The sequence below is a fragment of the Streptomyces massasporeus genome (genome assembly GCF_014648995.1).
Taxonomy (GTDB): domain Bacteria; phylum Actinomycetota; class Actinomycetes; order Streptomycetales; family Streptomycetaceae; genus Streptomyces; species Streptomyces massasporeus.
This window is the reverse complement of the sequence record NZ_BMSE01000004.1, coordinates 84,195-101,860: the sequence shown is the minus strand read 5'-3', so window position 1 is coordinate 101,860 and position 17,666 is coordinate 84,195. Positions and strand designations below refer to the sequence as shown.

Annotated in this window: 13 protein-coding genes and 1 pseudogene; 7 read left to right on the top strand and 7 right to left on the bottom strand. The window is 70.8% G+C overall.

Translation table 11 applies throughout. The features are described from left to right. Nucleotides 1-22 precede the first annotated feature (22 nt). The 5 genes from IE153_RS12025 (at nt 23) to IE153_RS12005 (ending at nt 5,733) form a co-directional block, all read left to right on the top strand. A complete protein-coding gene (locus IE153_RS12025) occupies nt 23-1,363 on the top strand; it encodes a DUF2252 domain-containing protein (protein WP_189589710.1) in 1,341 nt (446 codons plus the stop codon). A gap of 69 nt (nt 1,364-1,432) precedes the next feature. Next, nucleotides 1,433-2,128, top strand: coding sequence for a hypothetical protein (locus IE153_RS12020; protein WP_189589709.1), 696 nt, complete (start codon nt 1,433-1,435; stop codon nt 2,126-2,128). 130 nt (nt 2,129-2,258) lie between these two features. After that, the gene (locus tag IE153_RS12015) at nt 2,259-3,083 is read left to right on the top strand and encodes a thioredoxin domain-containing protein (protein WP_189589708.1); all 825 of its coding nucleotides are present in this window, start codon (nt 2,259-2,261) and stop codon (nt 3,081-3,083) included. A 210-nt stretch (nt 3,084-3,293) separates the two neighbouring features. Beyond that, a complete protein-coding gene (locus tag IE153_RS12010; protein WP_189589707.1) occupies nt 3,294-3,638 on the top strand; it encodes a hypothetical protein in 345 nt (114 codons plus the stop codon). 424 nt (nt 3,639-4,062) lie between these two features. Then, nucleotides 4,063-5,733 carry an alkaline phosphatase D family protein gene (locus IE153_RS12005; protein WP_189589706.1) on the top strand — a complete coding sequence of 557 codons (1,671 nt, stop codon included), beginning with the start codon at nt 4,063-4,065 and terminating at the stop codon, nt 5,731-5,733. A gap of 4 nt (nt 5,734-5,737) precedes the next feature. Here the strand turns inward: IE153_RS12005 and IE153_RS12000 are convergent. Then, a pseudogene (locus tag IE153_RS12000) lies at nt 5,738-6,322 on the bottom strand (dienelactone hydrolase family protein); the annotation flags it as partial. A 92-nt stretch (nt 6,323-6,414) separates the two neighbouring features. Here IE153_RS12000 and IE153_RS11995 point away from each other — a divergent pair. Further along, a complete protein-coding gene (locus IE153_RS11995) occupies nt 6,415-7,560 on the top strand; it encodes a mechanosensitive ion channel family protein (protein WP_189589704.1) in 1,146 nt (381 codons plus the stop codon). Nucleotides 7,561-7,623: 63 nt separating this feature from the next. On the opposite strand, the gene IE153_RS11990 is transcribed toward IE153_RS11995, so the two are convergent. The 6 genes from IE153_RS11990 to IE153_RS41590 all read right to left on the bottom strand — a co-directional run bounded on the left by IE153_RS11990 (nt 7,624) and on the right by IE153_RS41590 (nt 13,769). Beyond that, nucleotides 7,624-8,364, bottom strand: a complete 741-nt coding sequence (locus IE153_RS11990) for an SDR family NAD(P)-dependent oxidoreductase (protein WP_189589703.1) — start codon at nt 8,362-8,364, stop codon at nt 7,624-7,626. Nucleotides 8,365-8,427: 63 nt separating this feature from the next. Continuing rightward, nucleotides 8,428-10,014, bottom strand: coding sequence for a Na+/H+ antiporter (locus IE153_RS11985; RefSeq protein WP_189589702.1), 1,587 nt, complete (start codon nt 10,012-10,014; stop codon nt 8,428-8,430). A gap of 95 nt (nt 10,015-10,109) precedes the next feature. Continuing rightward, a complete protein-coding gene (locus IE153_RS11980) occupies nt 10,110-10,577 on the bottom strand; it encodes a GNAT family N-acetyltransferase (protein ID WP_189589701.1) in 468 nt (155 codons plus the stop codon). Further along, nucleotides 10,574-11,518, bottom strand: coding sequence for an RluA family pseudouridine synthase (locus IE153_RS11975; RefSeq protein ID WP_189589700.1), 945 nt, complete (start codon nt 11,516-11,518; stop codon nt 10,574-10,576). Before IE153_RS11975 ends, IE153_RS11980 begins: the two co-directional genes overlap by 4 nt. Before the next feature lie 43 nt (nt 11,519-11,561). After that, nucleotides 11,562-12,224: a signal peptidase II gene (gene lspA / locus IE153_RS11970; protein WP_189589699.1), complete on the bottom strand. Its 663-nt coding sequence runs from the start codon at nt 12,222-12,224 to the stop codon at nt 11,562-11,564. 102 nt (nt 12,225-12,326) lie between these two features. After that, the gene (locus tag IE153_RS41590) at nt 12,327-13,769 is read right to left on the bottom strand and encodes a TraR/DksA C4-type zinc finger protein (protein ID WP_229828972.1); all 1,443 of its coding nucleotides are present in this window, start codon (nt 13,767-13,769) and stop codon (nt 12,327-12,329) included. Nucleotides 13,770-14,421: 652 nt separating this feature from the next. On the opposite strand from IE153_RS41590, the gene ileS reads away from it, so the two are divergent. Next, nucleotides 14,422-17,607 (top strand): isoleucine--tRNA ligase, encoded by a 3,186-nt coding sequence (gene ileS, locus IE153_RS11960; RefSeq protein WP_189589698.1) that lies wholly within the window; start codon nt 14,422-14,424, stop codon nt 17,605-17,607. Nucleotides 17,608-17,666 lie beyond the last annotated feature (59 nt).

Here is a 17,666-nt window from a genome sequence, read left to right as displayed (position 1 = left end):
ATGCACCAGGAGGCACCCAGCGATGTCGTTCCCGCAGCTCGACGGCGAGCACCGCGGTGAGGAGATCCTCGCCGTCTTCGACACCGCCTTCGGCGAGCTCCTGGCCGCCGACCCGGCCGCGTTCCGCGTGAAGTTCCGCAAGATGGCGGCCTCGGCCTTCGCCTTCTACCGGGGGACGGCGGGCCTCTTCTACCACGACCTGACTGTGTCTGATCAGTTCGGGTCGAAGCGGGGCGGACCGTACCTGGACGAGCGCACCTCGCGCGTGTGGATCCACGGCGATCTCCACGCGGAGAACTTCGGCACGTACATGGACGCCAACGGCCGCCTGATCTTCAACGTCAACGACTTCGACGAGGCCTACGTCGGCCCCTTCACCTGGGACCTCAAGCGCCTGGCGGCCTCCATCGCGCTGATCGGCTACGCGAAGGCGCTCAGCGACGAGCAGATCTCCGAGCTGGTGACGATCTACGCGGTCGCCTACCGCGAGCGGATCCACGCCCTGGCGACGGGCGCGAAGAGCGACGAGGTGCCGCCGTTCACCCTGGACACGGCGCAGGGTCCGCTGCTGGACGCGTTGCGTGACGCCCGCTCGCTGACCCGCTTCGGCCTGCTGGACTCGATGACGGAGATCCGCGACTTCGAGCGCCGCTTCGCCTCGGGAGGCGGCTCCGTCGAGCTGGACGCGGCCACGCGCTACAAGGTCCTCGCCGCCTTCGACGGCTACCTGGAGACGCTCCCGGACAGCTCGCTGACGCGTCCGGACTCCTACCGCGTGAAGGACGTCGTCGGCCGGCGCGGCATCGGCATCGGCTCGGCGGGGCTGCCGTCGTACAACATCCTGCTGGAGGGGCACAGCGACGCCCTGGAGAACGACGTCGTGATCTACATCAAGCAGGCCCAGACCCCGGCGGTCTCCCGGCACATCACGGACCAGGCGATCCGCGGGTACTTCCAGCACGAGGGGCACCGCACGGTCATCTCCCAGCGCGCCCTCCAGGCGCACGCCGACCCGTGGCTGGGCTGGACCGAGCTGGACGGCGCGGGCCAGCTGGTCGCCGAGGTCTCGCCGTACGCGGTGGACCTCGACTGGGGCGACATCGACGACCCGGAGGAGATCGCCCAGGTGGTGGCCGACCTCGGCCGGGCGACGGCCACGATGCACTCGGCGGCGGACGACCAGTCCGGCGAGTCCCTGGTGCCGTTCTCCACGGAGCGGGCCATCGACGCGGCGCTCGCGGCCGACGAGGAGGGTTTCGCCCCCCTGCTGGTCGACTTCGCGCACACCTACGGCGCACGCGCGCGTGCCGACCACCAGACTTTCGTGGACCTGTTCCGCAACGGACGGATTCCGGGCCTGTGACGGAAAGGCCTCTCACAGGCATCCTTTAGGGGTCTCTTACAGGACCCCATGACAGACTCTCCTTTCGCTATGGACATATCCGGGATCCAGCTCAGAGCCGTGCGCGCGGCGCTGTTCACGGCCGTGGTCGTGACGCTCAGCACCGCGTCGCACGTCCTGCTGTCCCGGGCCCCGCTGCCGGTGGGCACGGTGGCCGCGGTCGCCACCGCCGTGTTCGTGATCGCGTTCGCCCTGGCGGGCCGGGAGCGCTCCTTCGGACGGATCGCGGCCCTGCTGATCCCGCTGGAACTGGCCGCGGACACGGTGTTCACCACGGGCCAGCACGCCTGTTACGGCCCGGCGGGCGGCCCGGTCACCGGCCCCCTGCGTTCGGTCGGCCTGGACGTGCTCTGCGGCGGGGGTGAGGTCGGCACGCCGCTGGCCCGGATGGCCGGTGCCACCGGCACCGACCGGCTCGCGGCCGCGGTCGTCCACACCGAGCCCGTCACCGCCTGGCTGCTGCTCGGCGCGCACATCGGCGTCGGGCTCCTCGCGGCCGTCTGGCTGCGCCGAGGCGAGCGGGCCCTGGGCCAGCTGCTGCGGGCGGTGACGGCGACCACGTTCCGTCCGCTGCTGCTGGCGGTCGCCGCGGTGACCGTGGAACGGGCCCCCTCCGGACGCCGGCCGTCGTCGCGCGCGGCGGACCGTACGCCCAGCGCCCGCGACCGGGTCCTCACCTACTCCCTGGGACGGCGTGGACCGCCGTGCTCACCCGCCTTCGCCTGAGGCACTCGCCTTTACGAGGCACTCGCCCTCGCGGCAGGCTCCGTGCCCCCTGCGGCCCTTTCGAGCACCGGCAGTCCCCCTACGTATCCCGCACACACAGGTGTGCGCGTCCCCCACGGAGAACATCACCATGAGCAAGCGGAACACCCAGGCTGCGAAGACGGCGGCCCGCGAGCGGCTGCGCATCGAGCGTGAGCGCGAGGCCAAGCGGGCGAAGACCAAGCGGCAGGTCGTCGTCGCCTGCTCGATCGTCGGCGTCCTGGCGGCGGCGGGCGGCGTCGGTTACGCGATCGTCCAGGCCAACAAGCCCGATGGCTGGGAGGCCGCGAAGAACGCCAAGCTCGTCAAGCCGGCCCACAGCACGGGCAAGGACGGCACCACGGTCGTCGTCGGCAAGGACAGCGCCAAGAAGACCCTGGTCATGTACGAGGACCCGCGCTGCCCGGCCTGTGCGCAGTTCGAGCAGACCGTCGGCTCGACCGTGGACAAGGACGTCGAGGACGGCAAGTACAAGATCCAGTTCGTCGGCGCGACGTTCATCGACAACAACGTTCCGGGAGTGGGCTCCAAGAACGCACTCAGCGCGCTGGGTGCCGCCCTGGACGTCAGCCCCGAGGCCTTCCTCAAGTACAAGACCGCGCTGTACTCGACGAAGTACCACCCCGAAGAGACAGAGGACAAGTTCAAGGATGACGACTACCTGATCGAGGTGGCGAATTCTGTCGACGGCCTGAAGGGCAACAAGAAGTTCCAGACGGCCGTGAAGGACGGCACCTACGACAAGTGGGCGCTGGTCATGAGCAAGAAGTTCGACGCCGACGGCGCCAAGTACGACTTCCAGGGCACACCCTCGCTGGTCATGGACGGAAAGAAGGTCACCGGCAGCGACGGCAAGACCACCCCCATGTCGGTTCCCGACTTCAATACCGCAATACAGAAGGCTCTCAACTCCTAGTTCCACAGCCCACGGAAATGGGAAGTGTCCCGGGCCGGCTTCCGGCCCGGGACACAACACGCTCCATCGTCACCCGATGTGTCCGCCATCCAGCTCCCGCCCGGCAACATTTCGGCCAGATGTTTTCCGGAAACCCTGTGGTTGGCTCCATCGACTGCCAGTTGAATCAAGGATCGCAAGATGACCTTGGTAAGACCACGAGGGGTACACATGGGGTTCCACAAGAAGCTGGCGGCTGCACTGGGAGCAACCGCGCTGACCATGAGCGGCATCGCACTGAACGTGGCGACCGCGGGCACGGCGGCTGCTGCAGCCTGCGATCATGTGTCGGCGAAGAACATATCCAACGGGGTTGTCGTGGTCGTGGGCGGCGCGAAGGCCTACAACGAGCCCTCGTCGAAGTGCACGGCGGTGAGGAGCATGGCGCCGGGCCACGACCTGAACGCCTGGTGCTTCATCACCAACCAGTACGGCAACCAGTGGACCCGCGTGAGCGAGGGATGGATCTACAGTGGACACCTGGCTCTCAAGTCGGGCACGGTGAAGCACTGCTGACCGGCGCCCGAATCGGCTGACGTCCGGCCAGTTCCGCGATTGCTTGAAACGCCCCCCTCGGAATTCCTTCAACAAGGCCGAGGGGGGCGCTTCGTTGTGATGGGCGGGGCGCGGAAAGGCGGAATCCGGCAGGGCCGACTGGACCCCGGGCCCACGTGCGGTCCCCGCGCGATCCGGTCCCCGCCCCAGCAGGTCTGGCTCCCGGGCCCTGGGTCAGGACGGATCCCTGCGCGGCTCAGCCGGGGTTGCCGAGCCGGCCGGCATGCTCGACCTGGACGGCCACCCCGACGGCACCCGGATCATCGTCCGGAAGGGGTACCTGGCTCGATGTCGATCTGGATTTCTCGGGAACCCCAGCCAAACAAGGGGCACATTTGGGAGTTCACTCGCGCGCATGGCGTACCGATCAGTAACCTGATGCGCCGTGACCAGTCGATACAGATCATCGAATACGTCCGAGGGCCTCAACTCCCTCGCCCCGCGCCGCCGTACGGTCGTCAAGGCCGCGGCGGCGACCGCTGTCCTGGCCGGGCCGCTGGCGGCGACCCTGCCGGCGCGCGCCGTCGACCAGGCCCCCGCCTTCCTGCACGGCGTCGCCTCCGGCGACCCGCTGCCCGACGGCATCCTGCTGTGGACCCGCGTCACCCCGGTCCCGGAGGCGATACCCGGCTCCGGAGTCGGCCCCGACACCGAGGTGAGCTGGGTCGTCGCCCAGGACAAGGCGTTCAGCAGCATCGTCGCCAAGGGCTCCACGACCGCGACGGCGGCCTCGGACCACACCGTGAAGGCCGACATCCGCGGCCTGCGGCCGGCCACCGACTACTGGTTCCGCTTCTCGGCCGGCGGCACCGACTCCCAGGCGGCGCGCACCCGCACCGCGCCGGCGGCCGACGCCGCCGTCCCCGGCCTCCGTTTCGGCGTGGTCTCCTGCGCGAACTGGGAGGCCGGCTACTTCTCCCCGTACCGCCACCTCGCGGCCCGCGGCGACCTGGACGCCTGGCTGCATCTCGGCGACTACATCTACGAGTACGGCAACGGCGAGTACGGCACCCGCGACAAGGTCGTCCGCCCGCACGCCCCGGCCCACGAGATCGTCACGCTCGCCGACTACCGCATCCGGCACGCCCGTTACAAGACCGACCCGGACCTCCAGGCGCTGCACGCCACGGCCCCGGTCGTCGCGATCTGGGACGACCACGAGTTCGCCAACGACGCCTGGTCGGGCGGAGCCGAGAACCACACCGAGGGCGCGGAGGGCGCCTGGTCCGCCCGCCAGGCCGCCGCCAAGCAGGCCTACTTCGAGTGGATGCCGGTACGCCCGGCGATCGCGGGCACCACCTACCGCCGGCTGCGCTTCGGCAAGCTGGCCGACCTCTCGCTGCTTGACCTGCGCTCCTTCCGTTCGCAGCAGGTCAAGGTCGGCAACGGAGAGGTCGACGACCTGGACCGCACGCTCACCGGCCGCGCGCAACTGGACTGGCTCAAGGCGGGGCTGAAGGCGTCCGACACCACCTGGCGGCTGGTCGGCAACTCGGTGATGATCTCGCCGTTCGCCGTCGGCTCGCTCTCCGCCGATCTGCTCAAGCCGCTGGCCAAGCTGCTGGGCCTGCCGCAGGAGGGCCTGGCCCTCAACACCGACCAGTGGGACGGTTACACCGACGACCGCCGCGAGATCCTGGCGCACCTGCGCACGAACGCGATCCGCAACACCGTCTTCCTCACCGGCGACATCCACATGGCCTGGGCCAACGACGTGCCGGTGGACGCCGGTACGTATCCGCTGTCCCCGTCGGCCGCCACGGAGTTCGTCGTCACGTCGGTCACCTCCGACAACCTCGACGACATCGTCAAGGTCCCGGAGGGCACGGTCTCCGCGGTCGCCTCGCCGGTCATCCGCGCCGCCAACCGCCATGTCCACTGGGTCGACACCGACCGCCACGGCTACGGCGTCCTGGACATCACGGCCGAGCGCGCGCAGATGGACTTCTACGTCATCTCCGACCGCGCGAAGCGCGACGCCTCGGCGAAGTGGTCCCGCTCGTACCGTACCCGCAGCGGTACGCAGAAGGTCGAGCGCACCTACGACCCGGTGTAGCCCTCTACAGGGTCTCGAGGAAGCCGAGTGCCACCCGCCAGGTGGCCTCGGCGGCCTCTTCGTCGTAGTCGGGCAGGTCGGGGTCGGTGTAGAGGTGGCCGGCCCCGGCGTAGCGGTACACCTCGACGTCGGCGCCGGTGCGGCCCATCTGGAGGTACCAGGCGCTGAGCCAGTCGTCCGTCTCGAAGGGGTCCGGCTCCGCCACGTGCAGCTGGACCGGCAGGTCGTCCGCCATGACGTCCGGCGCGATGTCCGACGTGCCGTGCAGGAGCAGCAGGCCGCGGGCCTTGTCGTCACCGAGGGCGAGGGTCTGGGCGATGGAGGCGCCGAGCGAGAACCCGGCGTACACCAGCCCGCGCTCGGAGTAGGGGGCGGCGGCCAGCACGGCCCGCTTCAGCAGCTCCTCCTTGCCGATCTTCTCCTTGTGCTCCATGCCCTCCTCGACCGACTCGAACGTGCGCCCCTCGAAGAGGTCGGGCGTCCACACCTCGTGTCCGGCCGAGCGCAGCCGGTCAGCGGCCTGGAGCACCGCGGGCCGCAGCCCGAAGGTCGAGTGAAAAAGCATGATGTTCATGAGGCCATGGTGCCAGCCGGGTGTGACGAGCCGGGATCACGGCACTACCCCCGACGCAGCGGAAGTCACATGTTCATGCACCCCGGGAGCCGGTTAGGTTCGGGGGCATGGAGAACCTGCTACGACCGCTGATCGTGGTCGGTGGCTCGGTCGTGCTCACGCTGGTGATCGGCTGGGCCACCGACTTCCTGCTGCGCAAGGCCGACGAACGACACCACGAGACCCCGCTGTGGGGCCTGCTCCGCCGTGGCCGCATTCCCTACATGCTGGTCCTTTTCGCGGCCCTGCTGAGAGGGTCGTACGACGAGGCGGAACTGCTTCCGAGCCGCGACGAGGCCATCGGCCGGACGCTGACCCTGGTACTGATCGGGTCGGCCGCCTGGCTGGTGATCCGTATCGCTGCCGCGATCGTCGAGACCTCGTACAGCCGGTACGCCAATGCCCGGGCCCACCGCGACCCGGCCAGGGTCCGCCGGGTGCGCACCCAGGTGACACTGATCATGCGGGTGGTGTCCGCGATCGTCGGCGTGGTGGCCGCGGCGACGATGCTGCTGACGTTCCCGGCGTTCCGGGCGGCGGGCGCCTCGCTGCTGGCCTCGGCCGGAATCCTCGGCATCGTCGCCGGTGTCGCCGCCCAGTCCACCCTGAGCAACATGTTCGCGGGGTTCCAGATCGCCTTCGGCGACATGGTGCGCATCGGCGACACCGTGGTGGTGGACGGCGAGTGGGGCACGGTCGAGGAGATCACCCTGACCTTCCTGACCGTCCACACCTGGGACGAGCGCCGCATCACCATGCCGGTGTCGTACTTCACGTCCAAGCCGTTCGAGAACTGGTCGCGCGGCACCCCGCAGATGACGGGCATCGTCTTCTGGCACGTCGATCACTCCGCCCCTGTGGAGGCGATGCGCGAGAAGCTCCGCGACATCCTGCGCGAGTGCCCGGCCTGGGACGGGCGCGCCTACAACCTGTCCGTCACGGACAGCACCCCGAGCACCATGCAGGTGCGGGCCCTGGTGACGGCCAAGGACGCGGACGACATCTGGACGGTGCGGGTCGCGGTGCGCGAGCAGATGCTCGGCTGGCTGGCCGACGAGCATCCGTACGCCCTGCCCCGGGTCAACACGGCGGACGCAATCCTGCCGCCGTCCCGCAACGGCAACGGCAACGGCCACCGTCCGTCCCAGGACGGGGTGCCGGCGCAGCAGCGCCGCTACCACGGCAACCACAACTCGGGACGGCCGGAGCGGTGACCACACGCTCGGACGGCAGGAGGGCTCCCCGCGCCGCGGGGAGCCCTCCTGCCGTCCGGCGGTTCAGTGGCCGCGCTCGGCGCCGCCGTTGACCTGGATGATCTGCGAGGTGATGTGCCCGGCGGCCGGGGAGGCCAGCCAGTGCAGCGTCTCGGCGACGTCCCCCGGGGTCCCGGCCCGCCCGTTCGAGGTCTCGCCGATGAGCCGTGCCCGCCGCTCCTCGGCCATCGCGTCCCCGAAGAACTCGGTGTCCTCGATGTACCCGGGCGCGACCACGTTCACGGTGATGCCACGCGGCCCCAGCTCCCGGGCCAGATCATGGGCGTACGGGTGCAGCCCCGCCTTGGCCGCCGCGTACGCCCCGCTCCCGGACCCCCGGTAGGCGGCGATGGAACCGAGGAACAGCACCCGGCCGCCGGGCTCGGCGAGCCGCGGCTTCAGCGCCTCGGTGAGCAGGACCGCAGTGAGGGTGTTGAGCCGGAAGTTCACGCTCCAGGTGTGCGCGACCGCCGCGAGCGGGTCGCCGTCCGGGGCGTCCGGTTCGAGCAGCCCGCTGCCCCCGGCGCTGTGCACGAGCACGTCCACGGCCCCCAACTCCCGCTCCACGAAGGCAGCGACACCGCGCACGTCCTCCGGCTCGGCGAGATCGGCCGCGTACGTCAGCGCGCCGGGCACCTCGGCCTTCTCCAGCATGTCGGCGCGCCGCCCGAGCAGCAGGACCCGGTCCCCGCCGGCGGCGAAGACCCGAGCCGCCGCGAGCCCAATTCCCGTTCCTCCACCACTGATTACCACATTTCGTGCCATACGAACGACCCTACGACGCCCCGACCGCCCGAGGTCAAACCGGCGCGGCCGCTGCCACCGGCCTCATCGCAGGCTGCGCACGTCGAGGTGCCGCAGAACCCGGTCGACCACCTCGGGATCCGCCCCCGGCTCGCTGCGCGCCGCCAGCACCTCGTGCCGCGCCGCGCTCAGCATCTCCTGCTGGATCCGCCGCAACCGCTTCACCCGCCGGGCGCCCTCCCGGTACGCCTCCCGCCGCTCGTCCTCCGCGAGTTCGGGACTGATCCGCACACCGATGTCGTAGGCGCGCCGCATCATCTGCTCGGACAGCTCCTCCGGCAGCTCCTCGTTCTCCTCGATCTCCCGCAGCCTCTGCTTCGCCGCCTTGGCCGCCCGGATCGCCAGCGCCTTCGCCAACTCCTTCTCCCGGTCCGTGTCGGCCTTCACACCGAGCCGCCGCACCAGCCACGGCAAGGTGAGCCCCTGGAGCACCAGCGTCGCCATGATCACGCCGAACGCGATGAAGATGATCTCGTCCCGGCTGGGGAACGGCGCACCCGTGTCGGTCTCCAGCGGGATCGCCAGCACCAGCGCGACCGAGGCCACCCCGCGCATCCCCGACCACCACATCACCACGGTCTCGCGCCAGCTCACCGGGATGTCCTCGTCGTAGTCCCGCCGGGCGTGCAGCCGTTTGGTCAGCCAGGTCGCCGGCAGCAGCCACAGCAGCCGCGCGAAGACGACCACGACCACCACGACCGCCGCCCACCAGAGCAGCTCGCCCCAGCGCCCGGAGGCCGTGCGGATCGCGTTGTGCAGTTCGAGGCCGACCAGTCCGAACGCGACGCCGGTGACGAGCGTGTCGACGATGTTCCAGAAGGTATGCCCGGCCAGCCGGGTCATGACGTCGTCGGCGTCGGAGCCGTACTCCGCGAGGAACAGCGCGGTGGTGAGCACGGCGAGCACACCGGATCCGTGCAGTTCCTCGGCCATGACGTAGGACGCGTAGGGCACCAGCAGGGTCAGCCCGATCTGCAGGGTCGCGTCACCGAGCACTTCCATCAGCTTGTTCGCGCCCCAGCCCAGCGCGAGGCCCACGGCCACCGCCACCACGGCCGACAGCACCAGATCGAGCCCGGCCTTCCAGGGCGAGAAGGTCCCGCTGACGGCGGCGGCGATCGCCACGTGGTAGAGGACGATGGCCGTGACGTCGTTGAACAGCCCCTCGCCCTCCAGGATCGACACCAGCCGGCGCGGCAGGCCCAGCTGCCCGGCCACGGCCGTCGCCGCGACCGGATCCGGCGGCGCCACCAGCGCGCCCAGCGCGAAGGCCGCGGCGAGCGGCAGCCCCGGCACGATCGCGTCGGCCACGGCGGCCACACAGGCCATGGTGACGAACACCAGGGCCACGGCCAGCAGGAAGATCGGCCTCAGATTCGCCGTGAACTGCCGCCAGGACGTGCGCCGCACGGCGGCGTACAGCAGGGGCGGCAACAGCAGCGGCAGGATCAGGTCCGGCGGGATCTCGACGTTCGGTACGAACGGCAGCAGCGCGAGGACTATCCCCAGGAGCGTCATCAGCACCGGCGCGGGCACCTTGAACCGGTCACCCATGGGGACACTGATCACGGCCCCGAGCAGCAGCACGAACAGCAGGGCCAACTGATCCACGGTCAGCGCTCCGGAAGGTCAGATGTTCACACGACTGACCTCAAGCCTGCCACGCAACTCCCGGGACAAACCGCTTCGGCACCCGCCATGAGGGGCTAAAGCGAACGCCGCATCCCCTGGTGCGGAATGCCCGCCTCCAAGTACTCGGGCCCGTACGGCTCATAGCCGAGCCGCTGGTAGAAGCCCAGCGCGTGCGTCTGCGCGTGCAGGTCGACGGCCGCGAGACCGCGCGCGCGTGCCGCGTCCTCGATGGCCCGCACCAGGGCGACACCGACACCGAGCCCGCGCGCGGCACCCGTCACGGCGAGCCGGCCGAGGGAGCCCACGGCGGGGTCGGCGCCGGTCTGCGCCACGGCCGCCTCCCCGTGCAGCAGCCGCCCGGTCCCGAGCGGCACACCGTCCTCCCGTACCGCCAGCACATGGACCGCGCCGGCGTCGTACGCGTCGTACTCCAGATCCTCCGGCACGCCCTGCTCGCCGACGAAGACCTCCTTGCGCACCGCGAAGCACGCCTCGCGGTCGGCAGGGTCCTCGGCGACCCGCACCAGGTACGGGGCCTTCACGCGTACGTCTCCTCGCGGACCTGGTCCAGGGCCTTCTGCAGGTCCTCCGGGTAGCCGCAGGAGAACTCCGCCCACTGCCCGTCCCCGGGGTGCTCGAAGCCGAGCCGCACCGCGTGCAGCCACTGCCGGGTCAGGCCGAGGCGCTTGGCGAGCGTCGGGTCGGCGCCGTAGGTGAGGTCGCCGACGCAGGGGTGCCGGTGGGCGGCCATGTGGACGCGGATCTGGTGCGTGCGGCCGGTCTCCAGCTTCACGTCGAGCAGGGAGGCCGCGCGGAACGCCTCGATGAGGTCGTAGTGCGTGACGGACGGCTTGCCCTCGGCGGTGACGGCCCACTTGTAGTCGTGCTGGGGGTGGCGGCCGATGGGCGCGTCGATGGTGCCGCTGGTCGGGTCGGGGTGGCCCTGGACGAGCGTGTGGTAGCGCTTGTCGACCGTGCGCTCCTTGAACTGGCGCTTGAGCGAGGTGTAGGCGCGCTCCGACTTGGCGACCACCATGAGGCCCGAGGTGCCCACGTCGAGCCGGTGCACGATGCCCTGGCGCTCGGCGGCGCCGGAGGTGGAGATCCGGTACCCGGCGGCGGCCAGGCCTCCGATGACGGTCGGCCCGGTCCAGCCCGGCGACGGGTGCGCGGCGACGCCGACGGGCTTGACGATCACGACCACGTCATCGTCGTCGTGCACGATCTCCATGCCCTCGACCGGCTCGGCCACGACCTGCACCGGCGCGGGCGCCTGCGGCATCTCGACCTCCAGCCAGGCGCCGCCGTGCACGCGCTCCGACTTGCCGACCACCGACCCGTCGACCGTGACCTTCCCCGCGGCGGCGAGCTCGGCCGCCTTGGTACGGGAGAAGCCGAACATGCGGGAGATGGCGGCGTCGACGCGCTCGCCCTCCAGGCCGTCGGGCACGGGCAGGGTACGGATCTCGGGAAGCGTGCTCACCCGTCGAGTATGCCGGACGGCTACGACGGGGCTGTACGCGCGCTCAGTCCTTGTGGACGGTCCCGTCCGGGTCGAGGCCCCGGAAGGACAGCAGCACGATCAGGATGCCGCCGCACACGATCGCCGAGTCGGCCAGGTTGAAGACGGCGAAGTGCTTGGGCGCGATGAAGTCCACGACCGCGCCCTCGAAGACGCCCGGCGCCCGGAAGATCCGGTCGGTGAGGTTGCCCAGCGCACCGCCGAGCAGCAGGCCGAGCGCGATCGCCCAGGGCAGGCTGTACAGCTTGCGGGCGAGACGGGCGATCACCACGATCACCGCCGCCGCGATCATGGTGAAGATCACGGTGAAGGCCTCGCCGAAGCCGAAGGCCGCGCCCGCGTTGCGGATCGCCTCGAACTTCAGCCAGTCTCCGACGATCTCGATGGGCGGGTGGTGCTCCAGCTCGGCCACCACGATCAGCTTGCTGATCAGGTCGAGGGCGTAGGCGAACGCGGCGACGGCGAACAGCACCGCGATCCGGCGCCTGCCCCGGGGCGGTGCGGCAGCGGCCTCCGCCTCGCCGGTACCGGACGCTCCCGCCGCGGCCGCCGGGCCGGGCCCGGGCTCGCCGGCCGCCGGGGTGCCCTCGGAGTCGGGCCGCTCCTTGCCGCCCCCGGCCGCGTCCGGTGTGTCCGGCGTACCGATGATGCGCTCCGCCTCTGCCACGTGAGTCCCTCAACCTAGGTGCCTGACTGAGGACGAGGGTACGACACGCCCCGTACGTCGCACGTGCTCAGGAGGCATTCGGCGGCCGGTCGGTGGGGCCGGTCAGTACCGGCGCTCCTGCTTCTGCTTGCACTCCACGCAGAGTGTGGCCCGGGGGAAGGCCTGCATGCGGGCCTTGCCGATGGCGTTGCCGCAGTTCTCGCACAGGCCGTAGGTGCCCGCGTGCAGGCGTTCCAGGGCGCGCTCGGTCTGGATGAGCATCTCCCGCGCGTTGGCGGCCAGGGCCAGCTCGTGCTCGCGGGTGATGTTCTTGGTGCCGGTGTCCGCCTGGTCGTCGCCCGCGCCGTCCCCGGAGTCCCGCATCAGACCGGCCAGCGACCGCTCCGACGACGTGATCTCCTCGCGCAGCCGGCTCTCCTCGGACGTCAGCTCGGACCGGGCCTCCTCGACCTCCTCCTCCGTCCAGGGGTCCTCGCCCGGGCGTACCGCCAGCTCACCGGGCTCCGCCGCGGCGATCCGCGCCTTCGGAACGGCGGTCTTCGCCGCCGTGGCCGTGCCAGGAGTCTTCTTAGCAACCACCGTCGTCGCTCCCGTCTGCCGGGCGGCCTCGGCCGCACCCGCCTTCTTGGCCGTGCTGCTCGCGGCCGTGTCCTGTGTGACCGCGCCGGTCCGGGCAGCGCCCTTGCCGGCCGCGCTCCTGGTGGTGCTCTTGCCTCCGGCGACCTTCTCGGCCGGGGTCCTCTTGGCGGCGGTCCGCTTGCCGGCCGCCTTCTTGGCCGCGGGCTTCTCACCGGTGGCCTTGCCGGCCGGGGAGGTCTTCCTGGCCGCGGCCTTCTTCCCGGCGGCGTTCGCGGCGGCCGGAGCTGCCTCCACCGGCGCTTCGGCCGATGCCTTGTGTGCCGAGGTCTTGTGTGCCGAGGCCTTGGCCGATGCTGTGGGCGTCGGCGCCTTGTCCGCCGTGGCCTTCTCCGCCGTGGCCTTGGTCTTGGCCTTCGGTGCCTTCTCCGCCGAAGGGTCGGCCGGTGACCTTTCCGCCGAAGCCTTGACCGATGCCTTGGCCGGTGACCTCTCCCTCGCAGTCCTGGCCGATGCCCTGGCCGGTGCCGCCCTCTCCGCCGAAGCCCGGGGCGATGCCTTCCCCGCCGGCGCCTCGGCCCTGGCCTTCCCGGCCGACGCAGATCGGGCCGGTGCCGATCTGGCCGGTGCCGATCGGACCGCCGCCTTGGTCGCCGCCTTCTCGACCGCGTCCTTCTCGGCCGCGGCCCTCTCAGCCACAGCCCCCTCGGCCGCGACGCCCTCGGTGCCGGCCCCCTTCGCCACGGCCTTCCTGGTCACGGCCTTCCTGGCCGTCGTCTTCTTCTCGGTCGTCTTCTTCTCGGTCGCCTTCGTCCCGGCCGCGGCCTTCCTCCCGCCCTCCTTCGCCGACCGCCGCGCCGGGCCCCCCTGCGTGGACTTCTTCCCGCCCACGTCCTTGGCCGCGCCGCCGGAGGCCTCCGCGGACCTGCCGGACGCCGGCTGCTGTACGGCGGTCTTCTTCGCCACCATGGCCGCGGCCCCTTCACACATTGTGACCTTGCTCGCGAATCGTGCTGGGACGATAAATCGACTCGAGTCCCGCGGCAACGGGGCACACCGCCCGATTCGCCCGCCTCGCGCACGCCGCGCGGCGACCTGCATCCGTTGTGCCCAGCTCCCCGCGCGGTAATCCGCCGAGCCGGACGTCCCAGGATCCGAACACCTATACCGTGCCATTCGGGTCATCAAACCCATATCGCACCCCACCTGGCACGAACACCGCACCCCACGGGACACTCCACCCCCACCCGCCCCGAAAACCGGTCGGCCGCCGTTCGCCCGGCGCCGTACACTGGGCGGAGCGAAAAGCGTGGATGGGGACGAGTAGCGGCGTACGCAGCCCAGAGCGACCCGGGGACGGTGGAAGCCCGGGGGCGAGCGCGACGTGAAGATCACCCCGGAGCCGCCGGAAGAACGCCGTGGACAGTGGGCTCCGCCCACGGGCCCCACGGCCGGTAGACCCGGCATCGCGACCCCAATGAGGGGGCTCGCCGGCGCACACCCCGTGCCGGAGGGCCAAGGAGGGTGGTACCGCGGGAGCGCGCCGAAGAGACGGCGCAGGCAGACGTAGCTCTCGTCCCTCCGGACGGAAGGCAGCAAGTCCGCCGGAGGAAGCCCGCTGATGACATCGCCGACGTATCGCCAGGTACCCGCCCAGGTCGACCTGCCCGCCCTCGAGCACGCCGTGCTCGACTTCTGGCGCGAGCAGAAGATCTTCGCCAAGAGCCTGGAGCAGTCCGAGGGCCGCCCCGAGTGGGTGTTCTACGAGGGCCCGCCCACCGCCAACGGCATGCCCGGTGCCCACCACATCGAGGCGCGCGTCTTCAAGGACGTCTTCCCCCGCTTCCGGACCATGCGCGGCTACCACGTGGCCCGCAAGGCCGGCTGGGACTGCCACGGTCTCCCGGTCGAGCTCGCCGTCGAGAAGGAGCTCGGCTTCTCCGGCAAGCAGGACATCGAGGCGTACGGCATCGCGGAGTTCAACGCGAAGTGCCGCGAGTCGGTGACCCGGCACACGGACGCCTTCGAGGCGCTCACGACGCGCATGGGCTACTGGACCGACCTCCAGGACCCGTACCGCACGATGGACCCCGAGTACATCGAGTCCGTCTGGTGGTCGCTGAAGGAGATCTTCAACAAGGGCCTGCTGGTCCAGGACCACCGCGTCGCCCCCTGGTGCCCCCGCTGCGGCACGGGCCTGTCCGACCACGAGCTGGCGCAGGGCTACGAGACGGTCGTCGACCCGTCGGTCTTCGTCCGCTTCCCGCTCACCTCCGGCCCGCTCGCCGGCGAGGCCGCCCTCCTGGTGTGGACGACCACGCCCTGGACCCTGGTCTCCAACACGGCGGTCGCCGCGCACCCCGAGGTCACCTACGTCGTCGCGACGAAGGGCCCGGAAGGTTCGGAGAAGCTGGTCGTCGCCGAGCCGCTCCTCGCCAAGGCCCTCGGCGAGGGCTGGGAGACCACCGGCCAGTCCTTCACGGGCGCCGAGATGGAGCGCTGGACGTACCAGCGCCCGTTCGAGCTGGTGGAGTTCCCGAGCGTCAGCGAGGGAACCAATGGTCACAGCCCCGAGGCGGCCCACTTCGTGGTCAACGCCGAGTACGTCACCACCGAGGACGGCACGGGTCTGGTGCACCAGTCCCCCGCCTTCGGTGAGGACGACCTCAAGGTCTGCCGCTCCTACGGCCTGCCGGTCGTGAACCCGGTCCGCCCGGACGGCACCTTCGAGGAGGACGTCCCCCTCGTCGGCGGCGTCTTCTTCAAGAAGGCCGACGAGAAGCTCACCGAGGACCTCGACAACCGAGGCCTGCTCTTCAAGCACATCCCGTACGAGCACAGCTACCCGCACTGCTGGCGCTGCCACACCGCGCTCCTCTACTACGCGCAGCCCTCCTGGTACATCCGCACCACCGAGCTCAAGGACCGCCTCCTCGCGGAGAACGAGGGCACCAACTGGTTCCCGGACACGGTCAAGCACGGCCGCTACGGCGACTGGCTGAACAACAACATCGACTGGGCCCTGTCCCGCAACCGCTACTGGGGCACCCCGCTGCCGATCTGGCGCTGCGAGGACGACCACCTCACCTGCGCCGGATCCCTGGCGGAACTGTCCGAGCTGACCGGCACGGACCAGTCGGGCCTGGACCCGCACCGCCCGTTCATCGACGAGGTCACCTTCGCCTGCCCGCAGGGCGGTTGCGGCAAGACGGCCACGCGCGTGCCCGAGGTGATCGACGCCTGGTACGACTCGGGTTCGATGCCGTTCGCGCAGTGGGGCTACCCGTACAAGAACAAGGAGCTGTTCGAGGCCCGTTACCCGGCGCAGTTCATCTGCGAGGCCATCGACCAGACCCGCGGCTGGTTCTACACGCTGATGGCCGTCGGCACGCTCGTCTTCGACAAGTCGTCGTACGAGAACGTGGTCTGCCTCGGGCACATCCTGGCCGAGGACGGCCGCAAGATGTCCAAGCACCTGGGCAACACCCTGGAGCCGATCCCGCTCATGGACCGGCACGGCGCCGACGCGGTCCGCTGGTTCATGGCGGCCGGCGGCTCCCCGTGGGCGGCCCGTCGCGTGGGCCACGGCACGATCCAGGAGGTCGTCCGCAAGACGCTCCTGACGTACTGGAACACGGTCGCCTTCCAGGCCCTCTACGCCCGTACGTCCAACTGGGCCCCGTCCGAGGCCGACCCGGCCCCGGCCGACCGCCCGGTCCTGGACCGCTGGCTGCTGTCCGAACTGCACGCGCTCACCGACCAGGTCACCCAGGCGCTGGACGCCTACGACACCCAGCGCGCCGGCAAGCTGCTGTCCGCGTTCGTCGACGACCTGTCGAACTGGTACGTGCGCCGCTCCCGTCGCCGCTTCTGGCAGGGCGACAAGGCGGCCCTGCGCACGCTGCACGAGGTCGTCGAGACGGTCACCCAGCTGATGGCCCCGCTGACCCCGTTCATCGCCGAGCGGGTCTGGCAGGACCTGATCGTCCCCGTCACCCCGGGCGCCCCCGAGTCGGTCCACCTGTCCTCCTGGCCGAAGGCGGACCTCACCGCCATCGACCCGGAGCTGTCGAGGCAGATGGTGCTGGTGCGCCGCCTGGTGGAGCTGGGGCGTGCCACGCGCGCGGAGTCGGGCGTCAAGACGCGTCAGCCGCTGTCCCGCGCGCTGATCGCGGCGACGGGCTTCGAGGCGCTGGGCACCGAACTGCGCACGCAGATCACGGAGGAGCTGAACGTCGAGTCCCTGGCGACGCTGAGCGAGGTCGGCGGCAGCCTGGTCGACACCACGGCGAAGGCCAACTTCCGTGCGCTCGGCAAGCGGTTCGGCAAGCGCGTCCAGGACGTGGCCAAGGCCGTGGCGAACGCGGACGCGGCCGCCCTGTCCCTGGCCCTGCGCGAGGGCACGGCGTCGGTCGAGGTCGACGGCGAGACCATCACGCTGGCTCCCGACGAGGTCATCATCACGGAGACCCCGCGCGAGGGCTGGTCGGTGGCCTCCGACTCGGGTGCGACGGTCGCGCTGGACCTGGAAATCACCGAGGAGCTCCGCCGGGCGGGCCTGGCCCGTGACGCGATCCGCCTGATCCAGGAGGCCCGCAAGAACAGCGGCCTCGACGTGGCCGACCGCATCGCACTGCGCTGGACGGCCACGGACCGGTCGACGGTCGAGGCCCTCACCGACCACGCCGGCCTGATCGCCGACGAGGTCCTGGCCACGGACTTCGCCCAGGGCGAGGCGGACGACACCTACGGCGAGCCCTTCACCGACGAAGGCCTGTCCCTGACGTTCCGCCTGCGCAAGGCGTAACACTCAGGCCGAACAGCCCGAAGGCCCGGTCCCGCCAAAGATCTTGGCGGGACCGGGCC

What these genes read in the sequence shown, in the direction of transcription:
- ileS (WP_189589698.1), top strand. Translation starts at nt 14,422, where the DNA reads ATGACATCGCCGACGTATCGCCAGGTACCCGCCCAGGTCGACCTGCCC.
- IE153_RS12010 (WP_189589707.1), top strand. Translation starts at nt 3,294, where the DNA reads ATGGGGTTCCACAAGAAGCTGGCGGCTGCACTGGGAGCAACCGCGCTG.
- IE153_RS12025 (WP_189589710.1), top strand. Translation starts at nt 23, where the DNA reads ATGTCGTTCCCGCAGCTCGACGGCGAGCACCGCGGTGAGGAGATCCTC.
- IE153_RS41590 (WP_229828972.1), bottom strand. Translation starts at nt 13,769, where the DNA reads ATGGTGGCGAAGAAGACCGCCGTACAGCAGCCGGCGTCCGGCAGGTCC.
- IE153_RS11995 (WP_189589704.1), top strand. Translation starts at nt 6,415, where the DNA reads ATGGAGAACCTGCTACGACCGCTGATCGTGGTCGGTGGCTCGGTCGTG.
- IE153_RS12015 (WP_189589708.1), top strand. Translation starts at nt 2,259, where the DNA reads ATGAGCAAGCGGAACACCCAGGCTGCGAAGACGGCGGCCCGCGAGCGG.
- IE153_RS11990 (WP_189589703.1), bottom strand. Translation starts at nt 8,364, where the DNA reads ATGGCACGAAATGTGGTAATCAGTGGTGGAGGAACGGGAATTGGGCTC.
- IE153_RS12020 (WP_189589709.1), top strand. Translation starts at nt 1,433, where the DNA reads ATGGACATATCCGGGATCCAGCTCAGAGCCGTGCGCGCGGCGCTGTTC.